We start from the raw sequence: 24,250 nt of genomic DNA, 5'->3' as shown, positions 1-24,250 counted from the left end.
GCTAAAATAGAAAAAGGGACTCATTTTATGAAATATTTTCTTAAATTTTTAAATAGCTGTAGGTAGTTATTGAGTTTGGTTTATATTTGTTTTATTACTATATAATTTTATATGAAGAATTTTTTTTAGCAATTGTTTTTTTTAGTTTTGGAGCAAAAGCACAAACCATTAAAGCCATTTATTCGGAAAAAGAAATTATTAGTAATGACAGGCTAAATTCCATGCCGGAAGATATTAAGAAAGCAAAACTAGCAGAAATGAAGCATTGTAAATTGTTTATTTTGCAATATTCTGCAGGTATTAGTTTCTATGAAAGGGAGCCAAATTCAAAGGAATTTATTTATGAAAAAACTACTCTTGATGAAAATGGATCAGGTCTAAGTCAAATTAAAATTCATAAAAAGCATCATCCCTTTTTTTATTATAAAGAACTGGATAACAATCTGATGTTTTTTAAAATGAATAATTCCGAAATTGATTTTAATGGCAAAGACAAATTAATACCTTGGAACTGGGAAATTTCAGAAGAAACTAAAATAATTGCTGGTTACAAATGCAAGAAAGCAATTTCAAAAGCATACAATTCAGAATTCACTGCATGGTTTACAGAGGAAATTCCAGTGAATGCAGGACCTGATAGGTTTGATGGGGTGCCTGGTTTGATTTTGTATGCAACAAGTTTAGGACAGGAGTACTTACTTCAAAAAGTTGAAATTCTTGATCAAAATAGTGTAATAGCATTGCCTGAAATGAAAGCTAAAACGGTGACTTTTTTAGAAATGGCTGATATTGTAACTAAGAAATTTTCAGAAGATATGAAAGACAGTCAAATGGAAGCCTACTAAATAGACGTTTTTATATAAAAAAGCTTCCATTTACTGAAAGCCTTTTCTCAACTATTTAAAAATAATAATTTATTTTTTATTTTCCACCTCTTTCCGCATTAGCAAAACTTCATTACAAGGCGAAACTCCATTGCTTATTCCTTAAAGGTTTAGAAGGTTCTATAGAATTAAAAACGATTGCCAAGGGATATTTTCACTGCAATCAGATGCTACAAGATTTATAAGCGAGGACTTTATACCAATAATTTTGATTGTCCTTTGGAGGTTTTAGAGGGGCAATTGTGGTATCAAAATAAAGAAGAGTGGGATTTCGATTTTGAAATTCTTGACATTAAGAATTAAGCTATTTCAACTTTTAGTCCTAAATAATCGGCATACGTTTTTGCCTGATTCATTATCAATTGTGATGTTTCGTTATTAAAAGTATTGATTGGATTGATTTCTATTTTTACCGTTTCTTTTTTTATACTGCGTTTCCAAGTTCCTTCAATTTTACCATTGAGTGCAATTACGGGATTGAATATTCCATTTTTTGTAAAAGCCAATGGCTGATGTTCTAACGCAATCGAAGCGGTTCTGTCTTTGTAACTTATTAGAAATTCATCAAATGCAGGTAGTAAGTGCATGAGGACTTCTTCATCTTTATTTGAAATTGAAACCTCGTAAAACCAATATGTTTTGTCTTCAATTTGAAAAGTAGCTAATTCGGGCTTGATTGATTCTAATGCCAGTCTGGAGTTTGTAAGTGAAAGTCCAGACCACCAAGAAAAATCCTGAATTGTTGCAGGTCCGTGGCTTTTGAAATATTTGCTGGCCAATTTAGCTAAAGCCTCTTCCTTACTGATTTTGTTATTTTTAGGTTTAACTCTTTCCTCTAATAACGCATAAGTAAACTTTTTACCACGCATTTTTCCGTTGCAAACGATCCCTTCAAGTTCGGCATTCATCATGATGATTACGGGACTTATATTATTTACACTACCGGTTTTTATATCTAATTCCAGCATTATTTCTTCCCTTGTGAGATGATTGTTGCCTGATAATAATTTTTGTAGTTTTTTATTATAAGCATTCAAGGAGTCTTCAAGCCCCATTTTTACAGCCGCACTTGTTACTAATCTTTTTAGGCTTGGAGCTGTTAGTTCTAGCATCCAGTGAATGTCTTCAGCTGCTACGAAATGCCAGGTTGGTCGTAAGATATGGGTGCGAATTATTTTGCCTTCATTGATAGCGTCTTCAATGTCTTTTTCAGTTTTTTCAGTTCGAAGTCCGATGGCCCATTTTGCCATAGCATAATCTTGAGCTTGGATGGCGCCAAAGTGACTCACTAAACCTTCTGGGGTAGTAACTTCGGTATTGGTCAATTGTTGGTTTTTAAGCCGATGATTTCTGATAAATAAAAAATCCATATAATAGATCAATTAGATTAATCCTTGCAAAACACTATTCCTAATGAGCTGTGCCGTGTTTTTACAGTCTGACTTATTCAATATATTGTTCCGGTGCTTTTTTACGGTTTCGACACTTATAAATAATTTTTGAGCAATTTCATTGGTATTAAGACCATCTCCTATATGTTTTATAATGTCAATTTCCCTTCTCGAAAATTGATTTACATTCTTAATATTGCAATCAACTTCAAGATTCATATAGGAAGGTTCATCTTCTAATCCAATTAAAGAGAATTTATAGGTATTCTGATTTGTAAGATGATCGATTTGAGTATGGATGTTCAAACATTTTCCATAACCACCATTGCTATCAAGAGTAAGCATTAAGGCTTGGTGGTTGATAAGGCCATATTCACCGTTTTTTAATCTTCCACGAAGATTGTAGCATTTTTTATATTTCAGAATTTTTTCTCTGCTGACATTGTTGTAAAAATAATCTGCCGCAAATGCTTCGGCTTTTCGAGTGAAATCAATATCATCAGGATGGATGGCCTCCAAAACATCTTGAAATGTAACCGTTTCAGGATCAAACCCATGCACTTCTGTAATACCAGGACTGATATGTGACAACGACATGTCATAAAAATCAATCACATAATAATAAAATGGGCCAGTACTAATAATAGAATTAGTAAGATTGTCGAATGTAATTCGTGGTAACTCTGTGTTTTCAATGCCTTTATTCTGTGTTTCAAGCCAGACACTTTGCAGTTTTTGTAATTCAGAATTCATAAGTAGGGGTTTGCAACTCTAAAAATAATTAATAGCTGTGTCAAAACCAAATTAACTTTATGCTCCTTATAGATTTTAATTTCTTGGTTTTGCTGAAATAGAAAAAGGCTTCCATGTTCTGAAAGCCTTCTCTTACAATATCTAAAATGATCTATTTTTTATTCTCTACCCATTTTCTAGCATTCACAAAAGCTTCGTGCCAAGGAGAAACTTCATCATTTCTGCCTTCTGGATAATTCGCCCAGTTCCATTGGAAAGTCGAACGCTCAATGTGTGGCATCATTGCTAAATGTCTTCCTGTTTTATCACACATCATGGCAATGTTGAAGAAAGAACCATTTGGGTTAGCTGGATAATTTTCATAACCGTATTTTCCAACCACATTGTATTTATCTTCCGTGTATGGCAAGTCGAATTTTCCTTCTCCATGCGAAATCCAAACCCCTAAAGTACTTCCCGCCAAAGTGTTTAGCATCACCGAATTATTTTCCTGAATGGTTACCGAAGTAAAACCACTTTCGTGTTTATGCGAATCATTATGTCTTAATTTTCCATGCACTTCATGCTCCGGATTGATTAGTTCCAATTCCATAAACAATTGAGCTCCGTTGCAAATTCCAACAGATAAAGTATCTTCTCTTTTGAAGAAGTTATCCAAAGCCGTTTTTGCTTTTTCATTGTATAAAAACGCTCCAGCCCAACCTTTTGCAGATCCCAAAACATCTGAGTTAGAGAAACCTCCAACCGCTCCGATGAACTGAATGTCTTCTAAAGTTTCACGGCCTGAAATCAAATCGGTCATGTGGACATCTTTTACATCAAAACCTGCCAAATACATTGCATTTGCCATTTCTCGCTCTGAATTACTTCCTTTTTCACGGATAATTGCTGCTTTTGGTCTTGGCTTAGAAAAATCAATTTCTGGTTTTTTTCCTGTAAAATGAGTTGGGAATGTAAATTGCAAAGGTTGGTTTTTGAAATTATCAAAACGCTCCTTAGCTTTCAATTCGCCTGATTGTTTTCGGTCTAATAAATACGAAGTCTTGTACCAAGTATCTCTAGCTTCTGCTACATTAATTGAAAGATTTTGGTCTCCGTTTTTAATCGTAACAGTAGTTCCTTCTTTTACTTTTCCGATGTTGAAGAATGCTACCTTATTTTCATTCAAAATCGTTTCTACCGAAGCATCTGCTTGGAAAACAATTCCGATATTTTCTGAAAATAATACTTTTATAGTGTCGCTTTCGCTTAATGAACTTAGATCGTAATCAGCAGCCAAATTCACATCTGCAAAACACATTTCCAATAAAGTCGTAACTAAACCACCACTTCCGATGTCATGTCCGGCTTGGATTTTTTCGGCCTTAATCAAATCTTGAACTACGTTGAAAGCGGTCTTGAAATTCGCAGCGTTTTTAATCGTTGGAACTTCATTTCCAATCTTATTCAAAACCTGTGCAAAAGACGAACCTCCTAATTTGAAACCATCTTCAGAAAGGTTGATATAATAAATGTTTCCGCCATTTTTCTTCAAAACGGGTTCAACAACTTTTTGAATATCAGTACAATTTCCACCTGCAGAAATAATCACCGTTCCAGGAGCAATTACGTCTCCATCAGGATATTTCTGTTTCATCGAAAGCGAATCTTTTCCGGTCGGAATGTTGATTCCCAATTCAATAGCAAAGTCAGAACAGCCTTGAACTGCTTCATACAAACGAGCGTCTTCACCTTCATTTTTGCAAGCCCACATCCAATTGGCCGAAAGCGAAATACCTTTTAAACCGTCTTTAATTGGAGCCCAAATAATGTTCGACAATGATTCTGCAATCGCAGTTCGGCTTCCAGCAGCAGGATCAATCAAAGAAGCAATAGGCGAGTGGCCAACCGTTGTGGCAACACCTTCTTTTCCTAAATAATCCAACGCCATCACACCCACATTGTTCAAAGGCAATTGCAAAGGACCAGCACATTGTTGTTTGGCAACCTTTCCGCCAACACAACGGTCAACTTTATTCGTCAACCAGTCTTTACAAGCCACAGCTTCCAATTGCAATACTTGATCAAGATAACTTTTGAAGTTTTCTTGAGTATAGTCTAAATCTGTATATTTTCTGTCAATTGTTGTATCAGTCATCACGACTTTTGGAGAACTTCCAAACATATCTTCCAAGGCAAAATCCATCGGCTTTGCACCAGTCGTTTTGGATTCAAAAGTAAAACGGTGGTTTCCGGTCACATCACCAACTTGGTACATTGGCGAACGTTCGCGATCAGCAATTTTCTGTAACGTTTCGATATCTTTTTGCCCGATTACCAATCCCATTCTTTCTTGAGATTCGTTTCCGATGATTTCCTTTGCAGAAAGCGTTGGATCACCCACAGGTAATTTATCCAAATCAATCAAACCGCCCGTTTCTTCCACCAATTCTGAAAGACAGTTCAAATGTCCACCAGCACCGTGATCGTGAATCGAAACAATCGGATTTTCGTCGCTTTCCACCAATCCACGGATGGCATTTGCAGCACGTTTTTGCATCTCAGGGTTTGAACGCTGAATGGCATTCAACTCAATTCCAGAACTGAAAGCACCGGTATCTGCCGAAGAAACCGCAGCACCACCCATTCCGATTCTATAATTTTCTCCACCTAAAATAACTACTTTGTCACCAACTTTTGGTTCCTGTTTGATGGCTTGGCTTTCTTTCCCGTAGCCAATTCCACCAGCAAGCATGATTACTTTATCAAAGCCTAATTTTCGAGCATCTTCTTCATGTTCGAAAGTCAAAACCGAACCTGTAATCAAAGGCTGACCGAATTTATTTCCGAAATCAGAAGCTCCGTTTGAAGCCTTGATCAAAATATCCATAGGTGTTTGGTACAACCATTTTCTTTCGTTCATAGCATCTTCCCAAGGACGATTTTCTTCCAAACGAGAATAGGAAGTCATATAAACCGCAGTTCCTGCCAATGGCAATGAACCTTGTCCACCCGCCAAACGGTCACGGATTTCTCCACCCGAACCTGTCGCAGCTCCATTGAAAGGCTCTACAGTTGTTGGGAAGTTATGGGTTTCCGCTTTAAGCGAAATAACCGAGTCAAAATCTTTAGTTTCGTAAAAATCAGGCTTGTCAGCCGATTTTGGTGCAAATTGCTGCACTCTAGGACCCTTTACAAAAGCTACGTTATCTTTATAAGCCGAAACAATATCGTTCGGATTTTCAGAAGAAGTCTTCTTGATTAACTTGAATAGGGAAGACGGTTTTTCTTCGCCATCAATTACGAAAGTTCCGTTGAAAATCTTGTGACGGCAGTGTTCTGAATTTACTTGGGAGAATCCAAAAACTTCAGAATCCGTTAGTTTTCTGCCTAATTTTGTTGACAGATTATCCAAATATTCTACTTCTTCTTGGCTTAAAGCCAAACCTTCTTTTGAATTGAAAGCAGCAATGTTTTCAATTTCAAGAATCGGTTCCGGTTGAATATTTATGGTATAAATTTCTTGGTTCAATTCGGCATATTTCTGCGAAAGCATCGGATCAAAATCAGCGAAAGCTTCGTTTACTTTTTGAAATTCTTCAATCCTGATGATGCCTTCAATACCCATATTTTGAGTAATTTCAACAGCATTTGTACTCCAAGGCGTAATCATTGCAGCACGAGGACCAACAAAAAAATCCGCTAGCACGGATTTTTCTATTTTATGTGTGTTGCCAAAAAGCCAGTTTAATTTTGAGATGTTTTCAGCCGAAAGTTCTCCCGAAACATCGGGACTGGTTTGAACTGCAAAAACCGTATTGGTTTGGTTTCCGAAGAAATGAATCATTGTGTGTAGTTATTGTGTTGTGTGTGCAAAATTAGTTTAAAAAACTGCAATTTGCAAAGCAATAAAATAAAGATTTTAATTGGTTTTCAACATAAAAAAACCGCCAAAAAATGGCGGTCTGATTATGATTATAGTTTATAAATTACTTTTTTCGTTTTGAAAGGATTTCCATTGACTTGAATTCTTTTCCATTAGCAACGTCAAACATTTCCATTTTTTGGTTATCGTTGTCGATATAAGTAATGATTTCCTTGATTTGTTTTTCCTTTTTGGTAACTGGGTCTACCATAGTTCCGGTGAAAGTTAAGGTTTTAGAAGCTTCATCATATTTTCCTTTGCTTACCATCATTCCGGTTCCCATATTGTCTATCCAAGTTGAGATAAATTCTTCTTTTGCATTATCATACGCCACGGTACCTTTTCCTTCAAATGGCATTCCCATCATATCTCCTGTGTAGTTTGCTTCTTGGTATTTGCCTCCTAAAATCATCTTGTAGGTTGCAACAGCTGTAGATTTCATTGGTTCTGGACTGTCTGGCGACCAGAAAGTCATTTCGGCATTCCAAGTTCCGTTATCTTTTGCTAGCATTTCGTGAGCTTTTGACGGCGTCATGTAGGCTTCCCAAGCTTTGGCAACTGTCGCTGAATCAGGTTTTGGTGCTTCTGGAGTTTCAGGTGATCCTACAACTACGGTGTCAGTTTTGTCTGTTGTAACATCCACTTTTACTGTTTCTTTGCAAGAGGAAAATGCTACTAAGAGAGCTCCCAAATAAAGGTAATTTGTTTTCATAATTTATAGTTTTGATTGATTATTTGCTATAAAATTAAGAATTGTTTAGGTATAATAAATGATTTGTATTAAATAAATTTATTCTTCAGAAAAAATCGTGGCGTTATAGGCTCCGATATCAGAAGGATTTTCTCTTGAATTTCCTAGAATATCGTTTGCAAAAATACCAGTTGAAAAATTAAAATTGGCAGCATCCTTTGCAGCAGAATCATCCCCAATCATTAGCTGATTTTTTTCAGTATTAAAAAAATCAGGTTTGAATTCGCTTGAATTTCGTGCAATCAAATTATTGATATAATGAAGTCCATCCTCAAATTGATATAACGGACTATTTATTAATTCTTGATTTCCAGCTTTGTCGAATTTAATCAAACAATGATCAAACTTAAATTCAAATGGTTCCGATTCATCTTCATTGATTGAAAGCTGACGGCTATTGGAACCATAAATAATACAATTGTTAAAATTTGCTGCCGTTAAAGGTAAAGCTTCGGATTCATTATTAGCATTAAGAACAAAATTGCTCAACAAAACCGAAACATGGCTCGAAGTGGAACGTTCATTATTGATAGTGCAATGCGTGAAATTATAGTTGCCTCCCAAGATACAAGCCAAACTGGCAATCCCTCTCGAATTTGAGTTGATGACCATATTAAAGGCATCAATCTTGGCATGTTGGGCTAGAATTCCGTAGGCAGCTGAATTGTAAATTTTGGTATTACTAATTTGCATAGGGTTTTCGAAATTGTTTACAACCAACATCCCTACTAGGGCATTTTTAATTGTGAGATGGTTGATGGTGTGGTTTTTACTTCCCTCTTGGAAATAAACCGTAGCCCATTGCCCTGGAAAATCGGCAAAACCAGGTTCAAGACGATCTCCTTCAAAGATCACTTCGTTTTCTAATGCATCGGTTGTAGATGGAGCTCCGTTTACATTTAATGTTCCGCCTTCTTGCACAATTATGCCAGAATCGGCATGGAAATGAATTCTTGCACCAGGATTTACGGTCAAGGTCTTGTTTTCTGGAACGGTTGCAAAACCATACACCACATAGGGTTTGTCGTTGCCCCAAACATATTCGTTGCCGTTTTTGGGATGATTTTCTTCCAGCAATCGGCCTAAAACTCGGGTAACCTCTCCATTTTCATCCAGACCATATTCAATGGAGTCATAAATGCCATTTTCCCGATTAGGATAAATAAAATAGGCATCTTGAATCAAGGTCACGAGCTCAACTTTTTGCTGTTTGGTTCCTGCATCAAATAAAATCTGGTCAGTATAGAGAAAATCGGCTGGATTAGTATCCGTGATTTCGGCAGTAGTTTCGATAAAGATGTAGAGGCTGTCCTTTGCCAGAAGTTCTACATTATTGAATTTTTTATTGTTGTTGCCTGTCATTCCGTCAACAGTCATACGGTATTTTGAGTTTTCGCCTTTTGCAAATTCAATTGTTGGGATTTTGATGTCCTTGTCGCTTTTATTGTAAACCATCAAGGTATAGGTGCTGGATCCAATATTGGTAAAAACGGTATCAAGGTAAACGGTATCTTTTGAAAAGCCCAAACCTCCGTTGCTGGTTTCAAAGTCGAAATCGTTTCGGCAAGAAGTTAGGGAAACTACTATTCCTATGAAAAGGATAAAAATGGAATTACGCATTTTGGTTGAATTTTGGTAAAAATAGTAAAAATGTCCTTAGCCACGAATTCTCGAATTTATTTATTTTTAGTGATATGAATCTGTGGCGGGATTTTCTTTATAACGCATGAAAACCGAAATACTGATTTTAGAAAAAGGATTTATTTTGAAACTACTGGTTCCAATGGCGAAGCTAGCCCCGATAGTAATGGAAAGCTCCAGTTGTCCCGTTGTTCGGGACAGCTGGACTTGGAATGGATAGCGGGATTAGCTCTTAAAAAAGAAAGCAGTTCGTAAATTATGGTTATTTTTGCAGTAAAATTTTATAAAAATGGATTTTGATAAGGATAGAATACTGAATTTGTGTCGCAATTTTTCAAAAAACACGCTGATGCAAACTTTGGAAATTGAATATATTGATGCTGGAGTAGATTTTCTGGTAGCGAAAATGCCTGTAAATCCTAATGTTCATCAGCCAATGGGATTGCTTCATGGTGGAGCTTCGGTGGCTTTGGCAGAAAGTGTTGGGAGTGCTGCTTCGATGTTGTATATCAATTCTGAGAAGCAGGAAGTTCGGGGAATTGAGATTTCGGCCAATCATTTGAAAAGCAAAAGAAACGGAATTGTATATGGGACGGCAAGAATTGTGCACAAGGGGAGAAGCATTCATTTGTGGGAAATCAGGATTACGGATGAAAATGACAATCTGATTTCACTTTGCAAATTGACCAATATGATTTTGCCAAAACGTAATGCAAATGATTGATTTTTTGAATTTTGCAAAACAACATTTCGAGAAAAAACTGCCTTTTGTGCTTTTTTCCAAACCAAATCAGGTCAAGGTTGTAGGACTTTTTCAAGAGAGCGACGAATTGTATTTTGCTCAAAATTTTGAAGAGTCGGGTTTTGTTTTTGCTTCTTTTGATGGAAATAGGCAGATATTGATTCCTGAAAATCAATCGGAAATTAAGATTGCAGATTTTGTTTTTGAAGAAAATAATTCAAATAATTACCCTGTTTTAGAGAATGAGAAAGGGAAAGAAGCATTTGAAAACTTGGTTCAAAAAGGAATTGATGCGATTGAAAACGGAACTTTTCAAAAGGTTGTCTTGTCTCGAAAAGAAATTGTAACAGTTGAAAATCTAGATTTTGCAGTTATTTTTGAAAGATTGTTGCAAACCTATCCGACAGCTTTTAAATACTGCTGGTTTCATCCGGAAGTAGGAATGTGGATTGGGGCAACACCTGAACAATTGCTAAAAGCGGATGGCTTGAAAATCAACACGGTTGCATTGGCAGGAACTCAAAGAGTTGAGGAAAACAAGGAAGTAATTTGGGGCGAAAAGGAAATAGAAGAACAAAAGTTTGTGACCGATTTTATAGTGGATAGTTTAAAAGATATTACATCTGAATTATCAATTTCTGAACCTTATACTTTGAAAGCTGGAACTATTCTTCATATTAAAACCGATATCGAAGCGGTATTAAAACCTGAAAATAATTTAGAGAAAGTGTTATCGATTTTGCATCCTACACCTGCTGTGTGTGGTTTACCAAAAGTTATTTCCCGAGGTTTTATTTTGGAAAATGAAGGATATGATAGGGGATTTTATTCGGGTTTTTTAGGTGAATTGAATAGGGATTTTGCAACTAACGAAAACAAGTCGGATTTGTTTGTGAATTTGAGATGCATGCAAGTCAAGGAAAACGAAGCACATTTATATATTGGTTGTGGTGTAACGAAAGACAGTATTCCTGAAAAAGAATATATTGAAACGGTCAATAAAGCAGTAACAATGATGAGGATTTTAGATCCGATTTAAAAATATAAGTATATGAAATTAGATATTTTAGCTTTCGGGGCTCATCCGGACGATGTAGAATTGGGTTGTGGGGGAACATTGGCGAAGGAAATTAGTCTTGGAAAGAAAGTAGGTATTATCGATTTGACACGTGGAGAACTGGGAACTCGTGGTTCGGCTGAAATTAGGGATAAAGAGGCTAGTGATGCCGCCAAGATTCTTGGAGTTGCAGTTAGAGAAAATTTAAGAATGCGTGACGGTTTTTTTCAAAATGATGAAGAGCATCAGTTGGAAATCATCAAGATGATTCGAAAATATAGACCTGAAATAGTGTTGTGCAATGCCGTTGACGATCGACATATTGACCATGCAAAAGGAAGTAAATTAGTTTCAGATGCTTGTTTTTTATCAGGTTTACGAAGAATTGAAACTGCATTCGATGGAGAAAATCAAGAGGCTTGGCGACCAAAATTGGTGTATCATTACATTCAATGGAAAAATATCGAACCTGATTTTGTGGTTGATATTTCGGGTTTTATCGACCAAAAAATTGATTCCATTATGGCATACGATTCTCAATTTTATAACCCCGATACTAAGGAACCAACCACACCAATCGCGACAAAAAACTTCCTCGACAGCCTTCATTATCGTGCTCAAGACCTCGGTAGATTGATAGGAACGGATTATGGTGAAGGTTTTACTGTAGAAAGATATTTGGCAGTCAATAGTTTAGGAGATTTGATATAATTTTTTTAAATTTTTATTTGCAGTAATCAAGATTTGCTGTATATTTGCACTCGTTAAACAAATGGTGGTTGTAGCTCAGCTGGTTAGAGCATCGGTTTGTGGTGCCGAGGGTCGCCGGTTCGAACCCGGTCATCCACCCTTAATTAAAAAGCTTCAGAGAAATCTGGAGCTTTTTTTGTTAGTAGAACTTCCTTAACGAAAACATAAATACCGTTCCATTTCGGATTTAAATTTCTAAATTAGATAAAAAAAAGTTATGGGACAGCAAGTTTTTATTGGCAGTGAAATCTCCTTCAAATCGTTGAGGGATTATGTTTTTGTTCATAAATTGGAAAAAGGGGATACAATCGCAATCCATCCTCAAAATTATGAAGGGATTTTGGAGGAAATTAAAAACTCCGAAGAACCGATTGATATTCCAATCAATGTATTTGGAATCTTACTTGTAAAAGATACAACGGATACTGTAGAATTTGGAAAGATTGAGATTATAAAGAATGAACCTCTTCAATAATAATCAACAAAAAAGCTCTGAATTTCAGAGCTTTTTTAGTTATTTGTTCCAAAGTTTGACTTTTTCTAGAAATTTCGATTGCTGATCTATAAATACATTATGAGAACAATCTTCAAGATAAAATAAATTATTTTCCCCAATTATGCCTTGCAGATCGGTTACTTGCTTTTCTGAAAAAAGTCCATCTTCCATTCCATACAATCCGTAAATCGGAATTTTTTTAGATTTCAGATTTTTTACATTTTCGGTCAAGTCGATAGTGGTGTACTTTTCATTATTTGCAAAGCCTTGTGGAGCTTCAATTGTCATTTTTGAAGCTAATTTGGCATCAGGATTTTTCAGGAATTCGGCATAGATAGCTTTTGCTTCATCTGTTCGCTTTTTCGGACTATAAAAACCATTTTGCATAGCATGAGCAAAACAATACGAAGCATATTGCATTGTGGAGGGATCCATGTTTTCGAGCATTGAAATATAATTCAAACTCACTTTGTCCTCTTTCTCTTCATAGATCTTTTTTGATCTTGATATAATGTTTTTAAAAGCTTCTTGAAGTGAAACTGGTGCTCCAACCAAAATGATGTTTTTTACTTTTGTTGGATTCTTTTCAGCATATAATGTTGCCAGAATTCCGCCGAAGCTATGACCAATCAACGAAATTTTTTTGATTTTATATTTTTCGAGGATAGCATCGATGTCCGAAAAAGATTCTTCAAAAGTAAAATTTGCTTTCACATCTGCCGATCTTCCTTCGCCACGACGGTCATAAACAAGGACAAAAAAACCTTGATCAGCCAGTTTTTGAGCAGTTGTAATTTCAAAAGCTGCCGAATTATAACCAGGACCTCCGTGTAGAAAAAGAATCGGAGTTCCTTTTTCCGTACCATACTGTTTTACATACAATTCCTGCCCAAAAAATGTGGTAGTGAAAAACAGTAAAAAAAGTAAAGCTATTTTTTTCATGTTCTTATTTTCCATCTTTATCAACAACCGGTCTGTTTTCTCTGTTTGCCAATTCCCAAGCGGTTACAAAAGCGAGTTGAGCTCTTTTCGCTAAAGCATCATATTCAATTTTTTCAGGTTCATCGCTTTCTTTATGATAATCTGCATGGACACCATTAAAATAAAAGATTGATGGAATTCCTTTTTTTGCAAAATTATAATGATCGGAACGGTAATAGAAGCGGTTCGGGTCATTCAAATCGTTGTATCTGTAATCCAAATCCAGGTTTACATATTTTTTATTCGCTTCTTCGTTGATATTATGCAAATCAGTCGAAAGTCGATCCGAACCAATAACATACACATAGTTATTGGTGTTTTTATGATCATCGTCACGACGTCCAATCATATCGATGTTGATATCGGCAATCGTATTTTCTATTGGAAATAGAGGATTGTCAGAGTAGTAGCGTGAACCGTGCAAACCGTGTTCTTCTCCGGTAACATGAAGGAAAAGGATAGAACGTTTTGGTCCAAAACCATCTTTCTTGGCTTGCATAAAAGCTTGAGCAATTTCCAGTAAGGCAACAGTTCCTGAACCATCATCATCTGCACCGTTATATACTTCGCCGTTTTTCATCCCAACGTGATCATAATGTGCCGAAATTACCAATATTTCTTCGGGTTTTTCACTTCCTTCAATAAAAGCCCAGATGTTTTCAGAATCATTCAGTTTCGGACTGAAACCTCTTGACATATATTCCGAAGGTACTTTTTGGTAAAATCCATCCGCTTTTTTTGGATGGGAAATATTGTTTTTCTTGTATTCGCCAATCAGGTATTTCCCAGCATTTTTTTGACCATCGCTTCCTGTGTTTCTTCCTTCCATTTCATCCGAAGCTACAATAAACAAATGTTTTTTTAACTCTTCGGCAGTGATGGTTTTCATGTATTTTGCAACATCGACTTTAGAATAATCGGGTTTTTGTGCAATGATTTCCGAGCTTTTACAGGAAAGAAAGAGAAAGGTCAAACAAAGAATAAGAATTTTTTTCATAGTTGTTTTTGAGCTTTTAATGAATATTGATAAAGGTATAAACGGCAAAAAAAGTTAATAATAGCGATATAAAAAAGGCATTGATAAAAAATAATATTGTCCCTTTTAGAACTGATTTTCGTCGGCTACAGCCATAAAAGCGATGATGGGCCGGAAAGAAATAATAAAATGCCCAAACAAATCCTATAAAATGCATAATTCCTGATAGAACATTAACTATTATGTTTTCACCAAAGGCATATAATAGAAGGTCAACCAATGTTAGAATAAGATAAGTGATGAGAAGAAAAGAAAAATAGTGTAATGTAAAAATACCATGGTCAAAGTAATACCACTTTTTTTTGCTGTGAAACAGCCATAAAAAGAAGGCAAAAATTGGCATATAAATAAATAAAACTTTTGGAAAATTGTGAATAAATGATTCTTTGAATTTTTCTTCTAACTCATTTGGAGAATTGTTTTCTAATACATGCAATGATTTTTTCAAAGTTTCATGAATAAATTCAGGCATCTTTTCTTCTTCGGGAGTATAAGCTTGAGAAGAATCTAATGCTTTTAAATCCTTATACATGTTCATGTTTTTAAAATTCAAAGTATCAAGAGATGCTTTGATATCTTGATTGTTTTCTCCCTTTAGTTGAACAGGACCATTCTCTAGCTCTATGTCTGGTGCAAGAGATAGGGTTAAGAAAGTGGCAAAACTGATAAAGATATACAAACGAACAGGTGCCAAATAGGACATCCTTTTCCCTGAAAGATATTCCTTGGTTAACGAAGCTGGCTTTAGAATTAAATTTCGGATGGTTTTCCAAAAGGAATTTTCATAATGTGTCAGATCTTCGAAGAAATGAACAAACAGATGATGAAACGTTTTTCGAGTATCGATATTTTCCTGACCACAGTTGGGGCAGAAGCGATGTTCGACAACGTGATTGCAATTCAGGCAGGTTTTATCTACTCTAACGTGACCATGTCCCATAAAAAAACAATTTAATTTCTAAGTTTTGGGTGTACTAACAATGAATTGTTAAAACTAACAAAAAAAGAGAAACTAAATTGAATTTTGCAGCTTAATTTTAAAATTTATTCAAGCACTTCCTGCAAAAATAAAAGTAAATGTTGCCAAGAACGTTTATCAGCTTTTTCATTATAAGCTACACCTTTCGATTTATCGTTTCCAGCACTTCTTTCAGTAAAAGCATGAACCGCATCAGCATAATAAATCATTTGCCAATCGGCTTTTCCATCGCGCATTTCGGTTTGGAAAGCATCGATGTCTTTTTGCGGAACAAAGAAATCATCGGCTCCATGCAAAACCAAAACTTTTGGTTGCAAGATGTTATTGAATCGTCCAGCTTCTTTACCCAAACCACCATGAAATGAAACACCAGCTTTTATATTCATATTGGCACGAACGGCTTCCAAGGCTCCTGTTCCTCCAAAACAGTATCCAATGACCACGATATTGTTAGCATTGGCTCCAGCCTTAATCAATTGTTGTAGTGCCAATTGAATTCTTTTTTGATAATCCTTATAATTCTTCTTATAAAATCCCGATTTTTCACCAGCTTCTTTGGCATCTTTTGGATAATTTCCTTCGCCATAAATATCTGCAACGAATGCATAATAACCAAGTTTAGAAAGATTTTGAGCCACTTCTTTAGAATGATCGTCAATTCCTTTCCAAGCAGGAAGTACTAAAACGCCAGGTTTGGATTTCATACTTTTCTCAGGAGCGATTGCAAAGCCATTCAGTTTTTGCTCACCATCTGTATAAGAAACCGCTTTTAGCTGTGCATTTCCAATCATTGTAAGCATTAAAACCATTATTGAAAGTTTGTTTTTCATAAATTTAAAATGTAGGGGTTTATACAAATATCGTTCAAAATTCTAATAAAAAAGCAGGGTTTGATACAATTATGCACCAGAACCCTGCTTTAATCACCAACCTTTGTAACTATCGCGATTGTAACTCGTGTTTACCTTCCTTGATTTCTTCCACCATTTTCTTGTTGAAAGCGGGAAGATCATCAGGAGTTCGGCTGGTTACTAATCCGTTATCTACTACAACTTCTTCGTTTGTCCAAACAGCTCCGGCATTGAGCAAATCTTTTTTGATAGATGAAAACGAGGTTACGTTTCTTCCCTCTAGAACTTCTGCATCAACCAGAATTTGTGGTCCGTGGCAAATTGCTGCAACCGGTTTGTTTTCGCTAAAGAAATCCTTCACAAAAGAAACTGCTTTTTCATCTCTTCTCAACTGATCAGGATTGATCACGCCACCAGGTAAAACCAAAGCGTTGTAGTCTTTTGAAGAAACCTCATCCAAAGTATAATTTACTTCAAATTCATCACTCCAATTTCCGTCTTTCCAGCCTTTGATTGTTCCGCTTTTTAGACTCACAATGTCGGCTGTCCAACCTTGTTGTTCTAAAAAATCTTTTGGCGATTTCAATTCGCTTTCTTCAAATCCGTTTGTGGCTAAAATTGCAATTCTCTTTTTCATAATAAAGTTTTTTAATTTGTATTAATTTGATTTATATAAAATTACAACTTGCTTAATGCTTTGATATATAAAGCGATACTAATATTATCATAATGTTTGTTAATCAAAAAAGGGTAAAATAGAGATTTTATATTTTTTAAGATGAATGCTATAACATATTGGAACATGAGAGAACTAATTTTGAAACAACCCCTAAAAATTAGTATCATGATACAACAAATCCCAGATTTACCCATCAATATGGTTGGTTTTAGAGCTTTGGGTGAAGTAACGAAGGAAGATTTCGAAATTGTTAAAACCAAAGTTGCTGAAACGGTCCAAAGAACAGGAAAACTCAACTACCTTTTATATCTACACAGCTCTCCTTCGGATTTCACCATTGGAGCTTGGTTGCAAGATGCTTTGTTGGGAATTCAAAATTTAACGAAGTGGAATCGAGCATCCATTATCTCTGATTCTGAAACAGTAGATAATTTCACTACCATTTTCAGCAAAGTGATGCCAGGAGAATTTAAGGTGTTCCCAAAAGCTGAATATGACCTTGCAGTAGATTGGACATCAGAAAAAATTGATTTAGAATAAAGAATAATAATAAAAAATAAAAAAAGCTATGAGTGATTTAAAGAATTTAACCAATGAGAAAGCGGTTGCAAAATTGAAAAAATTGGCCGAAGCCAGTAGGATTTGTATGTTTTGTACTGATTTGAACCACACACCTTTTTCAACCCGACCGATGAGTGTTCAGGAAGTTGATGAAATGGGAAATTTGTGGTTTTTGAGTTCTGCAGATAGTAACAAGAACTTCGAAATTCGCCAGGATGAGTCGGTTCAGTTACTTTTCTCTAATGTTTCGGATTCGGAATATTTGAGTGTGTATGGAAAAGCATTTATCTATAAAGATAAAACCACAATTGAGGACAAGTGGAGTCCATTGGCGAAAGCCTGGTTTACAGAAGGAAAAGATGACCCGAACTTGACTGTTTTGAGAGTACAACCTGAATTTGTATATTATTGGGATACCAAAAATGGAAAGATGGTCTCGATGTTAAAAATTGCTGCTGGAGCGATTATAGGCAAAACGATGGATGATGGAGTAGAAGGAAAGTTATCTGTTTAAAATTTTTAGACTTACGTCAAAAGGCTCTCATATTTGGGAGTCTTTTTTATGCCAAAATAGAAATTAGCTATTTCATTTTAAAAATAAAAAGTACATTTACGTAGTGTATAAAATAAAAAAGAGGTCTCACTATAAGTAAGACCTCTCCATTTACTAAAACAAAAAAAACAAACCTATGAAAAAGGTTTTAAGTTTAAAAGAAAGAATTTTTAATTCTAACTTAGTTGTTTTTGCCTTAAGTAACTAACCTTTAATTTTTTTATTCTTTTGTACTTTTAGTACATTATAAAGGTACAAAATTTAGTGATTGCAAATCAATTTTATTTTTGTAATTAACTGATTTTTAACTTCTTAAAAATTTAATTATTAATTTATATGATGAAAAAAAAACAAAATTACGCGAATCATATTCGATTTTATCCAGCTCATCATTTTGTGTTTTATCCCTTGGCAACACTGCTTTTGGTTAGCAGTATTACGTTTATATTTTTAAAAGAAGATAAATTGCTTTGGAGTTTTATTTCGGTACTGATTGCTTTGATTATTTGGGTGAGTTTCATGCTGAGGCAACATTATGCCTTGATTTTACAAAACAGAATCATCCGTTTGGAGATGCGTTACCGTTACTTTGTGTTGACTAATCAGCGATTTGAATTAATTGAACATAAATTGCGCGACAGCCAGATTTTTGCCCTCCGATTTGCTTCCGACGATGAATTGCCAAGTTTGGTCAAAAAGACATTGGAAGGGAATCTATCGAGCAGAAGAATTAAAAAAAGTATAGTGAACTGGATTCCAGATCATCATAGAGTTTAATCCTATAATTGAAAAAGGTGTATCCGATTCAAGAAAATGAATGATATTCCGTTTGAACATTTAGGAGAATTAAAGATAAAAAATACAGTTCAAAAATGGATTGAAACCTATGAAAAGCGCTTAAGAATAATTATTTGAAGTAAATCTTGAAAGTAGAACCTTCTTTTAGAGTGCTATCGACAGTAATATTTCCTCCCATTGCATCAATTTGATTTTTGGTAATAAAAAGTCCCATTCCTTTGGCATCGGGATTATTATGGAAGGTTTTATACATCCCAAAAAGCTTGTGACTGTTTTTTTGCATGTCGATTCCCAATCCATTATCTTCAATTTCGAGCACGGTCTTGTTGTTTTCGACATAGCTACGGATGTTGATGAAGGAGTCTTTTTCTGGATCGCTATAGCGAATGGCGTTCGAGATACAATTGATCAAAATGTTTTCGAGATAGGCAGGATTATACATGATTATTGTTCCTTTCTCTACATGGCAATTGACGGTTATGCTTCTGAGTTCGATTTCATGGGATAAATCATGAAGTGTCTTGTCAATGTATTTTCTTAAATCCAGAGGCTCGATATTTAGATTGATACTGGTTTGAATATTCACCACTTCATTCAAATTGTGCATGGTTTCATTTAATGATTCGGATACTGAACCAAGCAAAGGGATCAATTCCTGTAATTCTTTTTCGCTTTCGGCATCCTTAATCAAATTAGATAATGATTGCAAATTGCTGGTATGCGAGCGAAGATTGTGTGAAATGATATAGGAAAAATTAAGCAAACGCTTGTTTTGTTCTGTTACTAGCGAGAAGGATTTGTTCAATTCGATTTCTATATCTTTACTTTGCGTAATATCAATCATGATACCTCTCAGGTTTACCGAACCGTCATTTTCTATTACTACATTGACAATATCCCGAAGCCATACAATCCGTCCATCTTTTGCAATCATGCGGTATTCAAAATCATGCTGCTTGAGTTGTGCCGTTTGACTAGAGCAAAAATCAACTGTCCATTCGCGATCCTCAGGATGGATGTGATCGATCCAAAAATTCGGACTTTCCATCCATTCTTCGACAGTATAGCCTAGTATGCTCTCTAATTTTTTACTGATAAAACTGAACTTGAAAGTTGCAGCATCACATTCCCATACAATTCCATCGATTGTATTGATAAGGGATTCTATTCTCTTTTGGGAAGCAAGAATCATTTTTTGTGAAGCCTTCCTTTCTGTAATATCTTCAGTCGAGATAATAACACGTTCTAAGTTGTCTTTATATTCTTTGATGATGTTCCAAGTCATTGCAATATTTTTGCTTTTGCCGTTAGGAAAATTAATTTTGCCTTCAATCTTTCCCTTTTGTTGCTTTTGAGTGACTCCTATTAAAATTGCACGTATTGCTTGAAAGGTTCCAGCTTTTATAATGGCAGGGAAATTTGCAACTAGTTCCTCCTTGCTTGAGGCATTGTGCAGTATGAGGCATTCGTTATTGACATTTATGATTTTTATCAAGGCAATACATTCATCAACAATGTCCGGATTGTTCTTTAAGAATGTTTCGACAGTGGATCGATCTTTTCCCATCAAGCCTAAGCTTTCCAAATAATTTTTCACATCCGATAAATCTTCCTCCCATAAAGCAATTGGAGAATCATCAAAAAGACTACGGTATTCTTCCTCACTTTTTTTAATAGTTTCCTCGGCTTTTTTAGTAGATGTGATATCTTCTATAACAGAAATAACAGTTTTAGGAGCTTCACCCTCAATCCAAAGCGGAGAAATAGTAACCCGAGCCCAAACGATATGTCCATCGGCATGGATATACCTTTTTTGGGCAACAATTTTCTTTATTTTCCCATCCACTAGCTGCTTGAGCATTCTCAGGGTTTCAGGCAAATCCTCAGGATGGGTAATGGTCTTGAAATTTTTATTTTTTATTTCTTGGGCTGTATAGCCAAAAATTTTGCAGTATTGTTCGTTAACCTCTATATAATCGTTCGTAATAAAATTGATTTTGGCTATACCAACAGCAGCTTGGTTGAAAATAGTTTGATAACGTGTTTCACTTTTGATTAATTTTCTTTGTTGCTTTCGCGCCAATGTCAATAATTCCGAAGGTTTTTTGAGCAGTAGCCCAATCGTTATGGCTAATAAGGTACTTAGTGCCAAACATAAAATAAAGAGTGGCAATAATGCTACATATAGATAATCGTCATTCTTACTGATCAAATAAATTTTCCAATCTCCGTCTGGGAACGACACTTCACTAAAATGTTTGTTAGAGAAGTCTTCTTTGTTTGGAAGAAAAAATTCCTCTTTTTTAGTATTGGGATTGACCTTCCCAAATTGAAAATAAAATTTTGAAGAATCAATTTCGTTAACTCCCGCATTTTCAAGTAGAGTGTCAAATTTGATAACTACTGCCGAGAATCCCCATAATTTATCTTTAAGATAGATAGGATACCTGCCCACGATGCCCATGTCTCCTTGCCTTAGAGGGAAAGGTCCTGCAAAATACATATCATTTAGGGTTATCGATTTCTGGAGTTCTTCCTGCAAATTTGGATTGCTATACACATCATAGTTCAAGGCTTCTTCATTTCCTTTCAAGGGATAAATATATTTTATCACGCCATCAGGAACGAGCTGAACCGCACTAATTTGAGGATTAGAAGCTACAATTTGTGCCGCAACCTTTTCAAAGTTTTCCACTTCTCCGTGATGGTTGAGGGTCATAGCTAAAGTTAGTGTACTGGTATAGCTAGCCTTTAGCGTTTGCTCTATGTTTTTATGAACGCCTTGGACAATGCCATACATTTCCCGTTCGTGGTTCCTATGACTTACCTCGTAGCGTAAGGTAATAACGAAGTAGGAAATAATAAGACACAAACAAAAGACCAGATAGCTCGTTCTTTTGGGCTTCTTGATCAACCAGTTAATAATATTGGTCCATTTTTTTTGTAAGTTCATCTTAGAGTTGGGGTAACAAAGATAGCAATAAAGGTAGCTTTTTTATTTTGCAAAAAATATACACTATGCAATAATTCTGATAATTTATAATAGATATTTATAATTTTGATAGTACTTTTAGCCTAAATAATGCAAATCATCATCTATTAAATGGATATTTATCATATTGTTGGGTATTGTTTAGCGGTACTGGTCGGAATTTCTTTAGGACTCATAGGAAGCGGAGGTTCCATCCTTTCTGTTCCTATATTGGTTTATATCATGGCGGTAAATCCCATACTTGCAACGGCCTATTCCTTGTTTATTGTAGGTTTTTCGGCACTTGTTGGAGGGATCAAAAAAGCCATCAACAACGAAGTAGATTTTAAAACGGTTGCCATTTTTGGAATTCCCTCCATCGTGGCTGTTTTTCTAACGCGAAGCTATTTGGTTCCCAATATTCCAGAAACACTCTTCACCATTGGTAGTTTCGAACTTACCAAACCTATTGCTATAATGGTGCTATTTGCCATTGTTATGATCATGGCAGCTTTAAAAATGATGCAAAATAATATGGAGGAGATGGAGGAAGGTGTCACCATCAAAAATAGATTTTTAAAAATTGTTCTTCAAGGTTTGATCATTGGTGTTGTGGCAGGAACCGTTGGAGCAGGAGGAGGTTTCTTGATCATTCCTGCCTTGGTCTTGCTCGTGAGAATGCCTATGAAAATAGCCATTGGTACTTCGTTGTTTGTCGTTGCTTTACAATCTCTTATTGGTTTTGCAGGCGATCTCGTGCATACAACTGCAATGGATTGGAACTTGCTTGTGCTTTTCACCCTTTGCTCCGTGATAGGAATATTTATCGGCACCTACCTCTCCAAAAAAATCTCTGGCGACACACTCAAAGTGGGCTTTGGATGGTTTGTCTTGGCAATGGGGGTTTATATTATTATCAAGGAGTTGTTTTTGAATCAGTAAATAGCAGTTGTATTTTTTTCGTGTAAACACGCTATAAAATAGTCCTACTCCTGAACTTGCCAAATGCCTGTAATCCTTTTTTCAAATTATCCTTATAATCCTGTTGGACGGAACCACTCCAACCAATTCTTGTCAATTTTGTTTTTAATGATATAATTTTTCGAGCCCTCAACACGAGAGTTTACTTTTGTCAAGTCCTTTAGGTTTATGGTATCGTTTACTTCAATTTTGTATTCTTTTGGAAAGTATAGATAACCCTTGCTGAAGGTTAACCAAGTTTCATTTTCAAATAGGATATATTCTTTTTCGTTTGAATAGCGATTAAGTCCTAAAGCTAAAAAAACCGTTATTAGTTCTTCTGCTTCTTTATTGGATATACTAAGGTGTTTTGCAATTGCTTCTAGTTTTTTTGAAGTCTCGATGGTTTTCTCTTTCTTGCCAATCCAATTTTCATCAAAAGAAAAACTTTTGTTATTCATCTCTAAAGAAAGATGTTTTTTTCCAATGACATTGATTTTAAAGTTTTCCAAACCGATGCTATCCGCCTTTGCAATCCATTCCTTAGTCAAATCAAGTTGTAGAGGCCTGTGGATGTTTTCTTTTGTTTGATTCACATATAGCCACATGTTTTCTTGTTCGCTGAAATACGTTGATGGAGTAGTACAGCTGCAAAAAAATAGAAGAAGGAGAATGGTTTTCTTCACGGTTTTGGTTTTAATGGGGTAACGTTCCCTTGTTACAAGAGGTTTGGGATTAAAAATGCGTAATCTTTCGGATTTGCCAAATCTTCCCAAGTACAAGACCATTTTTAAATTAAGCCAATTGCCCAAATCTCTTATAACAAGTGTTGGCGGTTCGGTTTTTTATATTCTGATTTTTACTTTTTCAAATTCGCCATTTTTATTTTCTTTCCATTGATTTTCGCCAACTAAATAAAAATGATTTTTTTCTTTTACAATTCTGTTTTCAAAATTCCTGTTTTCAGAAATAAATCCTTTGGTTTTTGCAATTTCTTTCCATTTTCCATTTTTGAATGTCCAAACATAAATGTTATTCCACCAACCTTCATTTGTTCTAGAAAAAATAATTATTTCATTTCCTTTGTCATTATCCAAATCTTCAGTTTTCATTATAACGAGACCTAAACTTTGGTCAAAACTGATTTCGGGAATATTTTTAGAAAAAGTAACATTTATTGAACAATTTTTTCTCCCGCATTCAATTTCGTTCGTTTCCAAGTTTCGTTTTAGAGATATAAAAGCTGTATCGTTTATTTTGTCATTATTTACGTCTCCAATGAAGAATTTTTTATTTTCAGTTTCAGTTGTTTTAGAAATATTTTCTGTATTCTCTATCTTCTCAATTACATTGTTTTTATTCTCGTTTTTAAAAACCTTCTTAATTGATAATCCAAGCAAGATTGACAAGATAATTATTCCGCCAAATATGAATTGAAGTTTTTTACTCATTTATTATTTTATTGCCATTTTCTGTTCTGCTAAACTGACCACCAACTTGTGTATATCCGCT

General features: G+C 35.2%; 23 protein-coding genes and 1 tRNA gene. 11 read left to right on the top strand and 13 right to left on the bottom strand.

The window, feature by feature from the left end:
• Positions 1-86 precede the first annotated feature (86 nt).
• Complete coding sequence (locus G508_RS19595; protein ID WP_026705757.1) at positions 87-845, top strand: GLPGLI family protein; 759 nt, start codon at positions 87-89, stop codon at positions 843-845.
• Between the two features lie 338 nt (positions 846-1,183).
• Here the strand turns inward: G508_RS19595 and G508_RS0113100 are convergent, their stop codons facing one another.
• From G508_RS0113100 to G508_RS0113080, 5 genes are all read right to left on the bottom strand, one after another.
• Positions 1,184-2,254 carry a winged helix DNA-binding domain-containing protein gene (locus G508_RS0113100; RefSeq protein WP_026705756.1) on the bottom strand — a complete coding sequence of 357 codons (1,071 nt, stop codon included), beginning with the start codon at positions 2,252-2,254 and terminating at the stop codon, positions 1,184-1,186.
• A 12-nt stretch (positions 2,255-2,266) separates the two neighbouring features.
• Complete coding sequence (locus tag G508_RS0113095) at positions 2,267-3,028, bottom strand: LuxR C-terminal-related transcriptional regulator (protein WP_026705755.1); 762 nt, start codon at positions 3,026-3,028, stop codon at positions 2,267-2,269.
• 151 nt (positions 3,029-3,179) lie between these two features.
• Positions 3,180-6,854: a phosphoribosylformylglycinamidine synthase gene (purL, locus tag G508_RS0113090; RefSeq protein ID WP_026705754.1), complete on the bottom strand. Its 3,675-nt coding sequence runs from the start codon at positions 6,852-6,854 to the stop codon at positions 3,180-3,182.
• Positions 6,855-6,996: 142 nt separating this feature from the next.
• Positions 6,997-7,644: a DUF1579 domain-containing protein gene (locus G508_RS0113085; protein ID WP_026705753.1), complete on the bottom strand. Its 648-nt coding sequence runs from the start codon at positions 7,642-7,644 to the stop codon at positions 6,997-6,999.
• A gap of 78 nt (positions 7,645-7,722) precedes the next feature.
• Complete coding sequence (locus G508_RS0113080; protein WP_026705752.1) at positions 7,723-9,303, bottom strand: hypothetical protein; 1,581 nt, start codon at positions 9,301-9,303, stop codon at positions 7,723-7,725.
• A gap of 106 nt (positions 9,304-9,409) precedes the next feature.
• Between G508_RS0113080 and G508_RS20505 the strand changes: the two genes are divergently transcribed.
• The 6 genes from G508_RS20505 to G508_RS0113055 all read left to right on the top strand — a co-directional run bounded on the left by G508_RS20505 (position 9,410) and on the right by G508_RS0113055 (position 12,348).
• Positions 9,410-9,544, top strand: coding sequence for a hypothetical protein (locus tag G508_RS20505; RefSeq protein ID WP_281170232.1), 135 nt, complete (start codon positions 9,410-9,412; stop codon positions 9,542-9,544).
• 69 nt (positions 9,545-9,613) lie between these two features.
• Positions 9,614-10,048 carry a PaaI family thioesterase gene (locus tag G508_RS0113075; RefSeq protein WP_026705751.1) on the top strand — a complete coding sequence of 145 codons (435 nt, stop codon included), beginning with the start codon at positions 9,614-9,616 and terminating at the stop codon, positions 10,046-10,048.
• Positions 10,041-11,105: an isochorismate synthase gene (locus G508_RS0113070; RefSeq protein WP_026705750.1), complete on the top strand. Its 1,065-nt coding sequence runs from the start codon at positions 10,041-10,043 to the stop codon at positions 11,103-11,105. The genes G508_RS0113075 and G508_RS0113070 overlap by 8 nt, the downstream gene beginning before the upstream one ends.
• 12 nt (positions 11,106-11,117) lie before the next feature.
• Positions 11,118-11,834, top strand: coding sequence for a bacillithiol biosynthesis deacetylase BshB1 (gene bshB1 / locus G508_RS0113065; RefSeq protein ID WP_026705749.1), 717 nt, complete (start codon positions 11,118-11,120; stop codon positions 11,832-11,834).
• Between the two features lie 64 nt (positions 11,835-11,898).
• Positions 11,899-11,972, top strand: a tRNA-His gene (locus G508_RS0113060).
• A 118-nt stretch (positions 11,973-12,090) separates the two neighbouring features.
• The gene (locus G508_RS0113055) at positions 12,091-12,348 is read left to right on the top strand and encodes a hypothetical protein (RefSeq protein ID WP_026705748.1); all 258 of its coding nucleotides are present in this window, start codon (positions 12,091-12,093) and stop codon (positions 12,346-12,348) included.
• Positions 12,349-12,387: 39 nt separating this feature from the next.
• Here the strand turns inward: G508_RS0113055 and G508_RS0113050 are convergent, their stop codons facing one another.
• The 5 genes from G508_RS0113050 to G508_RS0113030 all read right to left on the bottom strand — a co-directional run bounded on the left by G508_RS0113050 (position 12,388) and on the right by G508_RS0113030 (position 16,853).
• Positions 12,388-13,311 (bottom strand): alpha/beta hydrolase, encoded by a 924-nt coding sequence (locus G508_RS0113050; protein ID WP_026705747.1) that lies wholly within the window; start codon positions 13,309-13,311, stop codon positions 12,388-12,390.
• A 4-nt stretch (positions 13,312-13,315) separates the two neighbouring features.
• The gene (locus tag G508_RS0113045; protein ID WP_026705746.1) at positions 13,316-14,347 is read right to left on the bottom strand and encodes a M28 family metallopeptidase; all 1,032 of its coding nucleotides are present in this window, start codon (positions 14,345-14,347) and stop codon (positions 13,316-13,318) included.
• A gap of 16 nt (positions 14,348-14,363) precedes the next feature.
• On the bottom strand, positions 14,364-15,326 hold the full coding sequence (locus G508_RS0113040; RefSeq protein WP_026705745.1) for a DUF3667 domain-containing protein: 963 nt from the start codon (positions 15,324-15,326) through the stop codon (positions 14,364-14,366).
• A gap of 104 nt (positions 15,327-15,430) precedes the next feature.
• Positions 15,431-16,195 carry a dienelactone hydrolase family protein gene (locus tag G508_RS0113035; protein ID WP_026705744.1) on the bottom strand — a complete coding sequence of 255 codons (765 nt, stop codon included), beginning with the start codon at positions 16,193-16,195 and terminating at the stop codon, positions 15,431-15,433.
• 109 nt (positions 16,196-16,304) lie between these two features.
• Positions 16,305-16,853: a type 1 glutamine amidotransferase domain-containing protein gene (locus G508_RS0113030; RefSeq protein WP_026705743.1), complete on the bottom strand. Its 549-nt coding sequence runs from the start codon at positions 16,851-16,853 to the stop codon at positions 16,305-16,307.
• 207 nt (positions 16,854-17,060) lie between these two features.
• Here G508_RS0113030 and G508_RS0113025 point away from each other — a divergent pair, with 207 nt between their 5' ends.
• The 3 genes from G508_RS0113025 (at position 17,061) to G508_RS0113015 (ending at position 18,786) form a co-directional block, all read left to right on the top strand.
• Positions 17,061-17,435 carry a SpoIIAA family protein gene (locus G508_RS0113025; RefSeq protein WP_026705742.1) on the top strand — a complete coding sequence of 125 codons (375 nt, stop codon included), beginning with the start codon at positions 17,061-17,063 and terminating at the stop codon, positions 17,433-17,435.
• Positions 17,436-17,463: 28 nt separating this feature from the next.
• A complete protein-coding gene (locus G508_RS0113020) occupies positions 17,464-17,970 on the top strand; it encodes a pyridoxamine 5'-phosphate oxidase family protein (protein ID WP_026705741.1) in 507 nt (168 codons plus the stop codon).
• A 375-nt stretch (positions 17,971-18,345) separates the two neighbouring features.
• The gene (locus tag G508_RS0113015) at positions 18,346-18,786 is read left to right on the top strand and encodes a DUF6526 family protein (RefSeq protein WP_245569870.1); all 441 of its coding nucleotides are present in this window, start codon (positions 18,346-18,348) and stop codon (positions 18,784-18,786) included.
• A 130-nt stretch (positions 18,787-18,916) separates the two neighbouring features.
• Here the strand turns inward: G508_RS0113015 and G508_RS0113005 are convergent, their stop codons facing one another.
• Positions 18,917-21,760, bottom strand: a complete 2,844-nt coding sequence (locus tag G508_RS0113005) for a PAS domain S-box protein (protein WP_084625978.1) — start codon at positions 21,758-21,760, stop codon at positions 18,917-18,919.
• A gap of 150 nt (positions 21,761-21,910) precedes the next feature.
• Here G508_RS0113005 and G508_RS0113000 point away from each other — a divergent pair, with 150 nt between their 5' ends.
• Positions 21,911-22,720 (top strand): sulfite exporter TauE/SafE family protein, encoded by an 810-nt coding sequence (locus G508_RS0113000; protein WP_026705738.1) that lies wholly within the window; start codon positions 21,911-21,913, stop codon positions 22,718-22,720.
• Positions 22,721-22,812: 92 nt separating this feature from the next.
• Here G508_RS0113000 and G508_RS0112995 read toward each other — a convergent pair whose 3' ends face one another.
• Positions 22,813-23,526 carry a hypothetical protein gene (locus tag G508_RS0112995; protein WP_026705737.1) on the bottom strand — a complete coding sequence of 238 codons (714 nt, stop codon included), beginning with the start codon at positions 23,524-23,526 and terminating at the stop codon, positions 22,813-22,815.
• Positions 23,527-23,583: 57 nt separating this feature from the next.
• Positions 23,584-24,189, bottom strand: coding sequence for a hypothetical protein (locus tag G508_RS0112990; RefSeq protein WP_026705736.1), 606 nt, complete (start codon positions 24,187-24,189; stop codon positions 23,584-23,586).
• Between the last annotated feature and the right edge of the window lie 61 nt (positions 24,190-24,250).

It is taken from the genome of Flavobacterium soli DSM 19725 (assembly GCF_000422705.1).
Lineage (GTDB): Bacteria > Bacteroidota > Bacteroidia > Flavobacteriales > Flavobacteriaceae > Flavobacterium > Flavobacterium soli.
This window is presented reverse-complemented; position numbering and strand designations above follow the sequence as displayed.

Bases quoted from the DNA above. Each gene is read 5' to 3' on its own strand.
- G508_RS0113080 (WP_026705752.1), bottom strand. From the start codon at position 9,303: ATGCGTAATTCCATTTTTATCCTTTTCATAGGAATAGTAGTTTCCCTA.
- G508_RS0113005 (WP_084625978.1), bottom strand. From the start codon at position 21,760: ATGAACTTACAAAAAAAATGGACCAATATTATTAACTGGTTGATCAAG.
- G508_RS0113100 (WP_026705756.1), bottom strand. From the start codon at position 2,254: ATGGATTTTTTATTTATCAGAAATCATCGGCTTAAAAACCAACAATTG.
- G508_RS0113095 (WP_026705755.1), bottom strand. From the start codon at position 3,028: ATGAATTCTGAATTACAAAAACTGCAAAGTGTCTGGCTTGAAACACAG.
- G508_RS0112990 (WP_026705736.1), bottom strand. From the start codon at position 24,189: ATGAGTAAAAAACTTCAATTCATATTTGGCGGAATAATTATCTTGTCA.
- G508_RS0113000 (WP_026705738.1), top strand. From the start codon at position 21,911: ATGGATATTTATCATATTGTTGGGTATTGTTTAGCGGTACTGGTCGGA.
- G508_RS0112995 (WP_026705737.1), bottom strand. From the start codon at position 23,526: ATGGTCTTGTACTTGGGAAGATTTGGCAAATCCGAAAGATTACGCATT.
- G508_RS0113020 (WP_026705741.1), top strand. From the start codon at position 17,464: ATGAGTGATTTAAAGAATTTAACCAATGAGAAAGCGGTTGCAAAATTG.
- G508_RS0113015 (WP_245569870.1), top strand. From the start codon at position 18,346: ATGATGAAAAAAAAACAAAATTACGCGAATCATATTCGATTTTATCCA.
- G508_RS0113075 (WP_026705751.1), top strand. From the start codon at position 9,614: ATGGATTTTGATAAGGATAGAATACTGAATTTGTGTCGCAATTTTTCA.
- G508_RS0113030 (WP_026705743.1), bottom strand. From the start codon at position 16,853: ATGAAAAAGAGAATTGCAATTTTAGCCACAAACGGATTTGAAGAAAGC.
- G508_RS0113025 (WP_026705742.1), top strand. From the start codon at position 17,061: ATGATACAACAAATCCCAGATTTACCCATCAATATGGTTGGTTTTAGA.
- G508_RS0113070 (WP_026705750.1), top strand. From the start codon at position 10,041: ATGATTGATTTTTTGAATTTTGCAAAACAACATTTCGAGAAAAAACTG.
- purL (WP_026705754.1), bottom strand. From the start codon at position 6,854: ATGATTCATTTCTTCGGAAACCAAACCAATACGGTTTTTGCAGTTCAA.
- G508_RS0113045 (WP_026705746.1), bottom strand. From the start codon at position 14,347: ATGAAAAAAATTCTTATTCTTTGTTTGACCTTTCTCTTTCTTTCCTGT.
- bshB1 (WP_026705749.1), top strand. From the start codon at position 11,118: ATGAAATTAGATATTTTAGCTTTCGGGGCTCATCCGGACGATGTAGAA.
- G508_RS0113085 (WP_026705753.1), bottom strand. From the start codon at position 7,644: ATGAAAACAAATTACCTTTATTTGGGAGCTCTCTTAGTAGCATTTTCC.
- G508_RS0113040 (WP_026705745.1), bottom strand. From the start codon at position 15,326: ATGGGACATGGTCACGTTAGAGTAGATAAAACCTGCCTGAATTGCAAT.
- G508_RS0113050 (WP_026705747.1), bottom strand. From the start codon at position 13,311: ATGAAAAAAATAGCTTTACTTTTTTTACTGTTTTTCACTACCACATTT.
- G508_RS0113055 (WP_026705748.1), top strand. From the start codon at position 12,091: ATGGGACAGCAAGTTTTTATTGGCAGTGAAATCTCCTTCAAATCGTTG.
- G508_RS20505 (WP_281170232.1), top strand. From the start codon at position 9,410: ATGAAAACCGAAATACTGATTTTAGAAAAAGGATTTATTTTGAAACTA.
- G508_RS0113035 (WP_026705744.1), bottom strand. From the start codon at position 16,195: ATGAAAAACAAACTTTCAATAATGGTTTTAATGCTTACAATGATTGGA.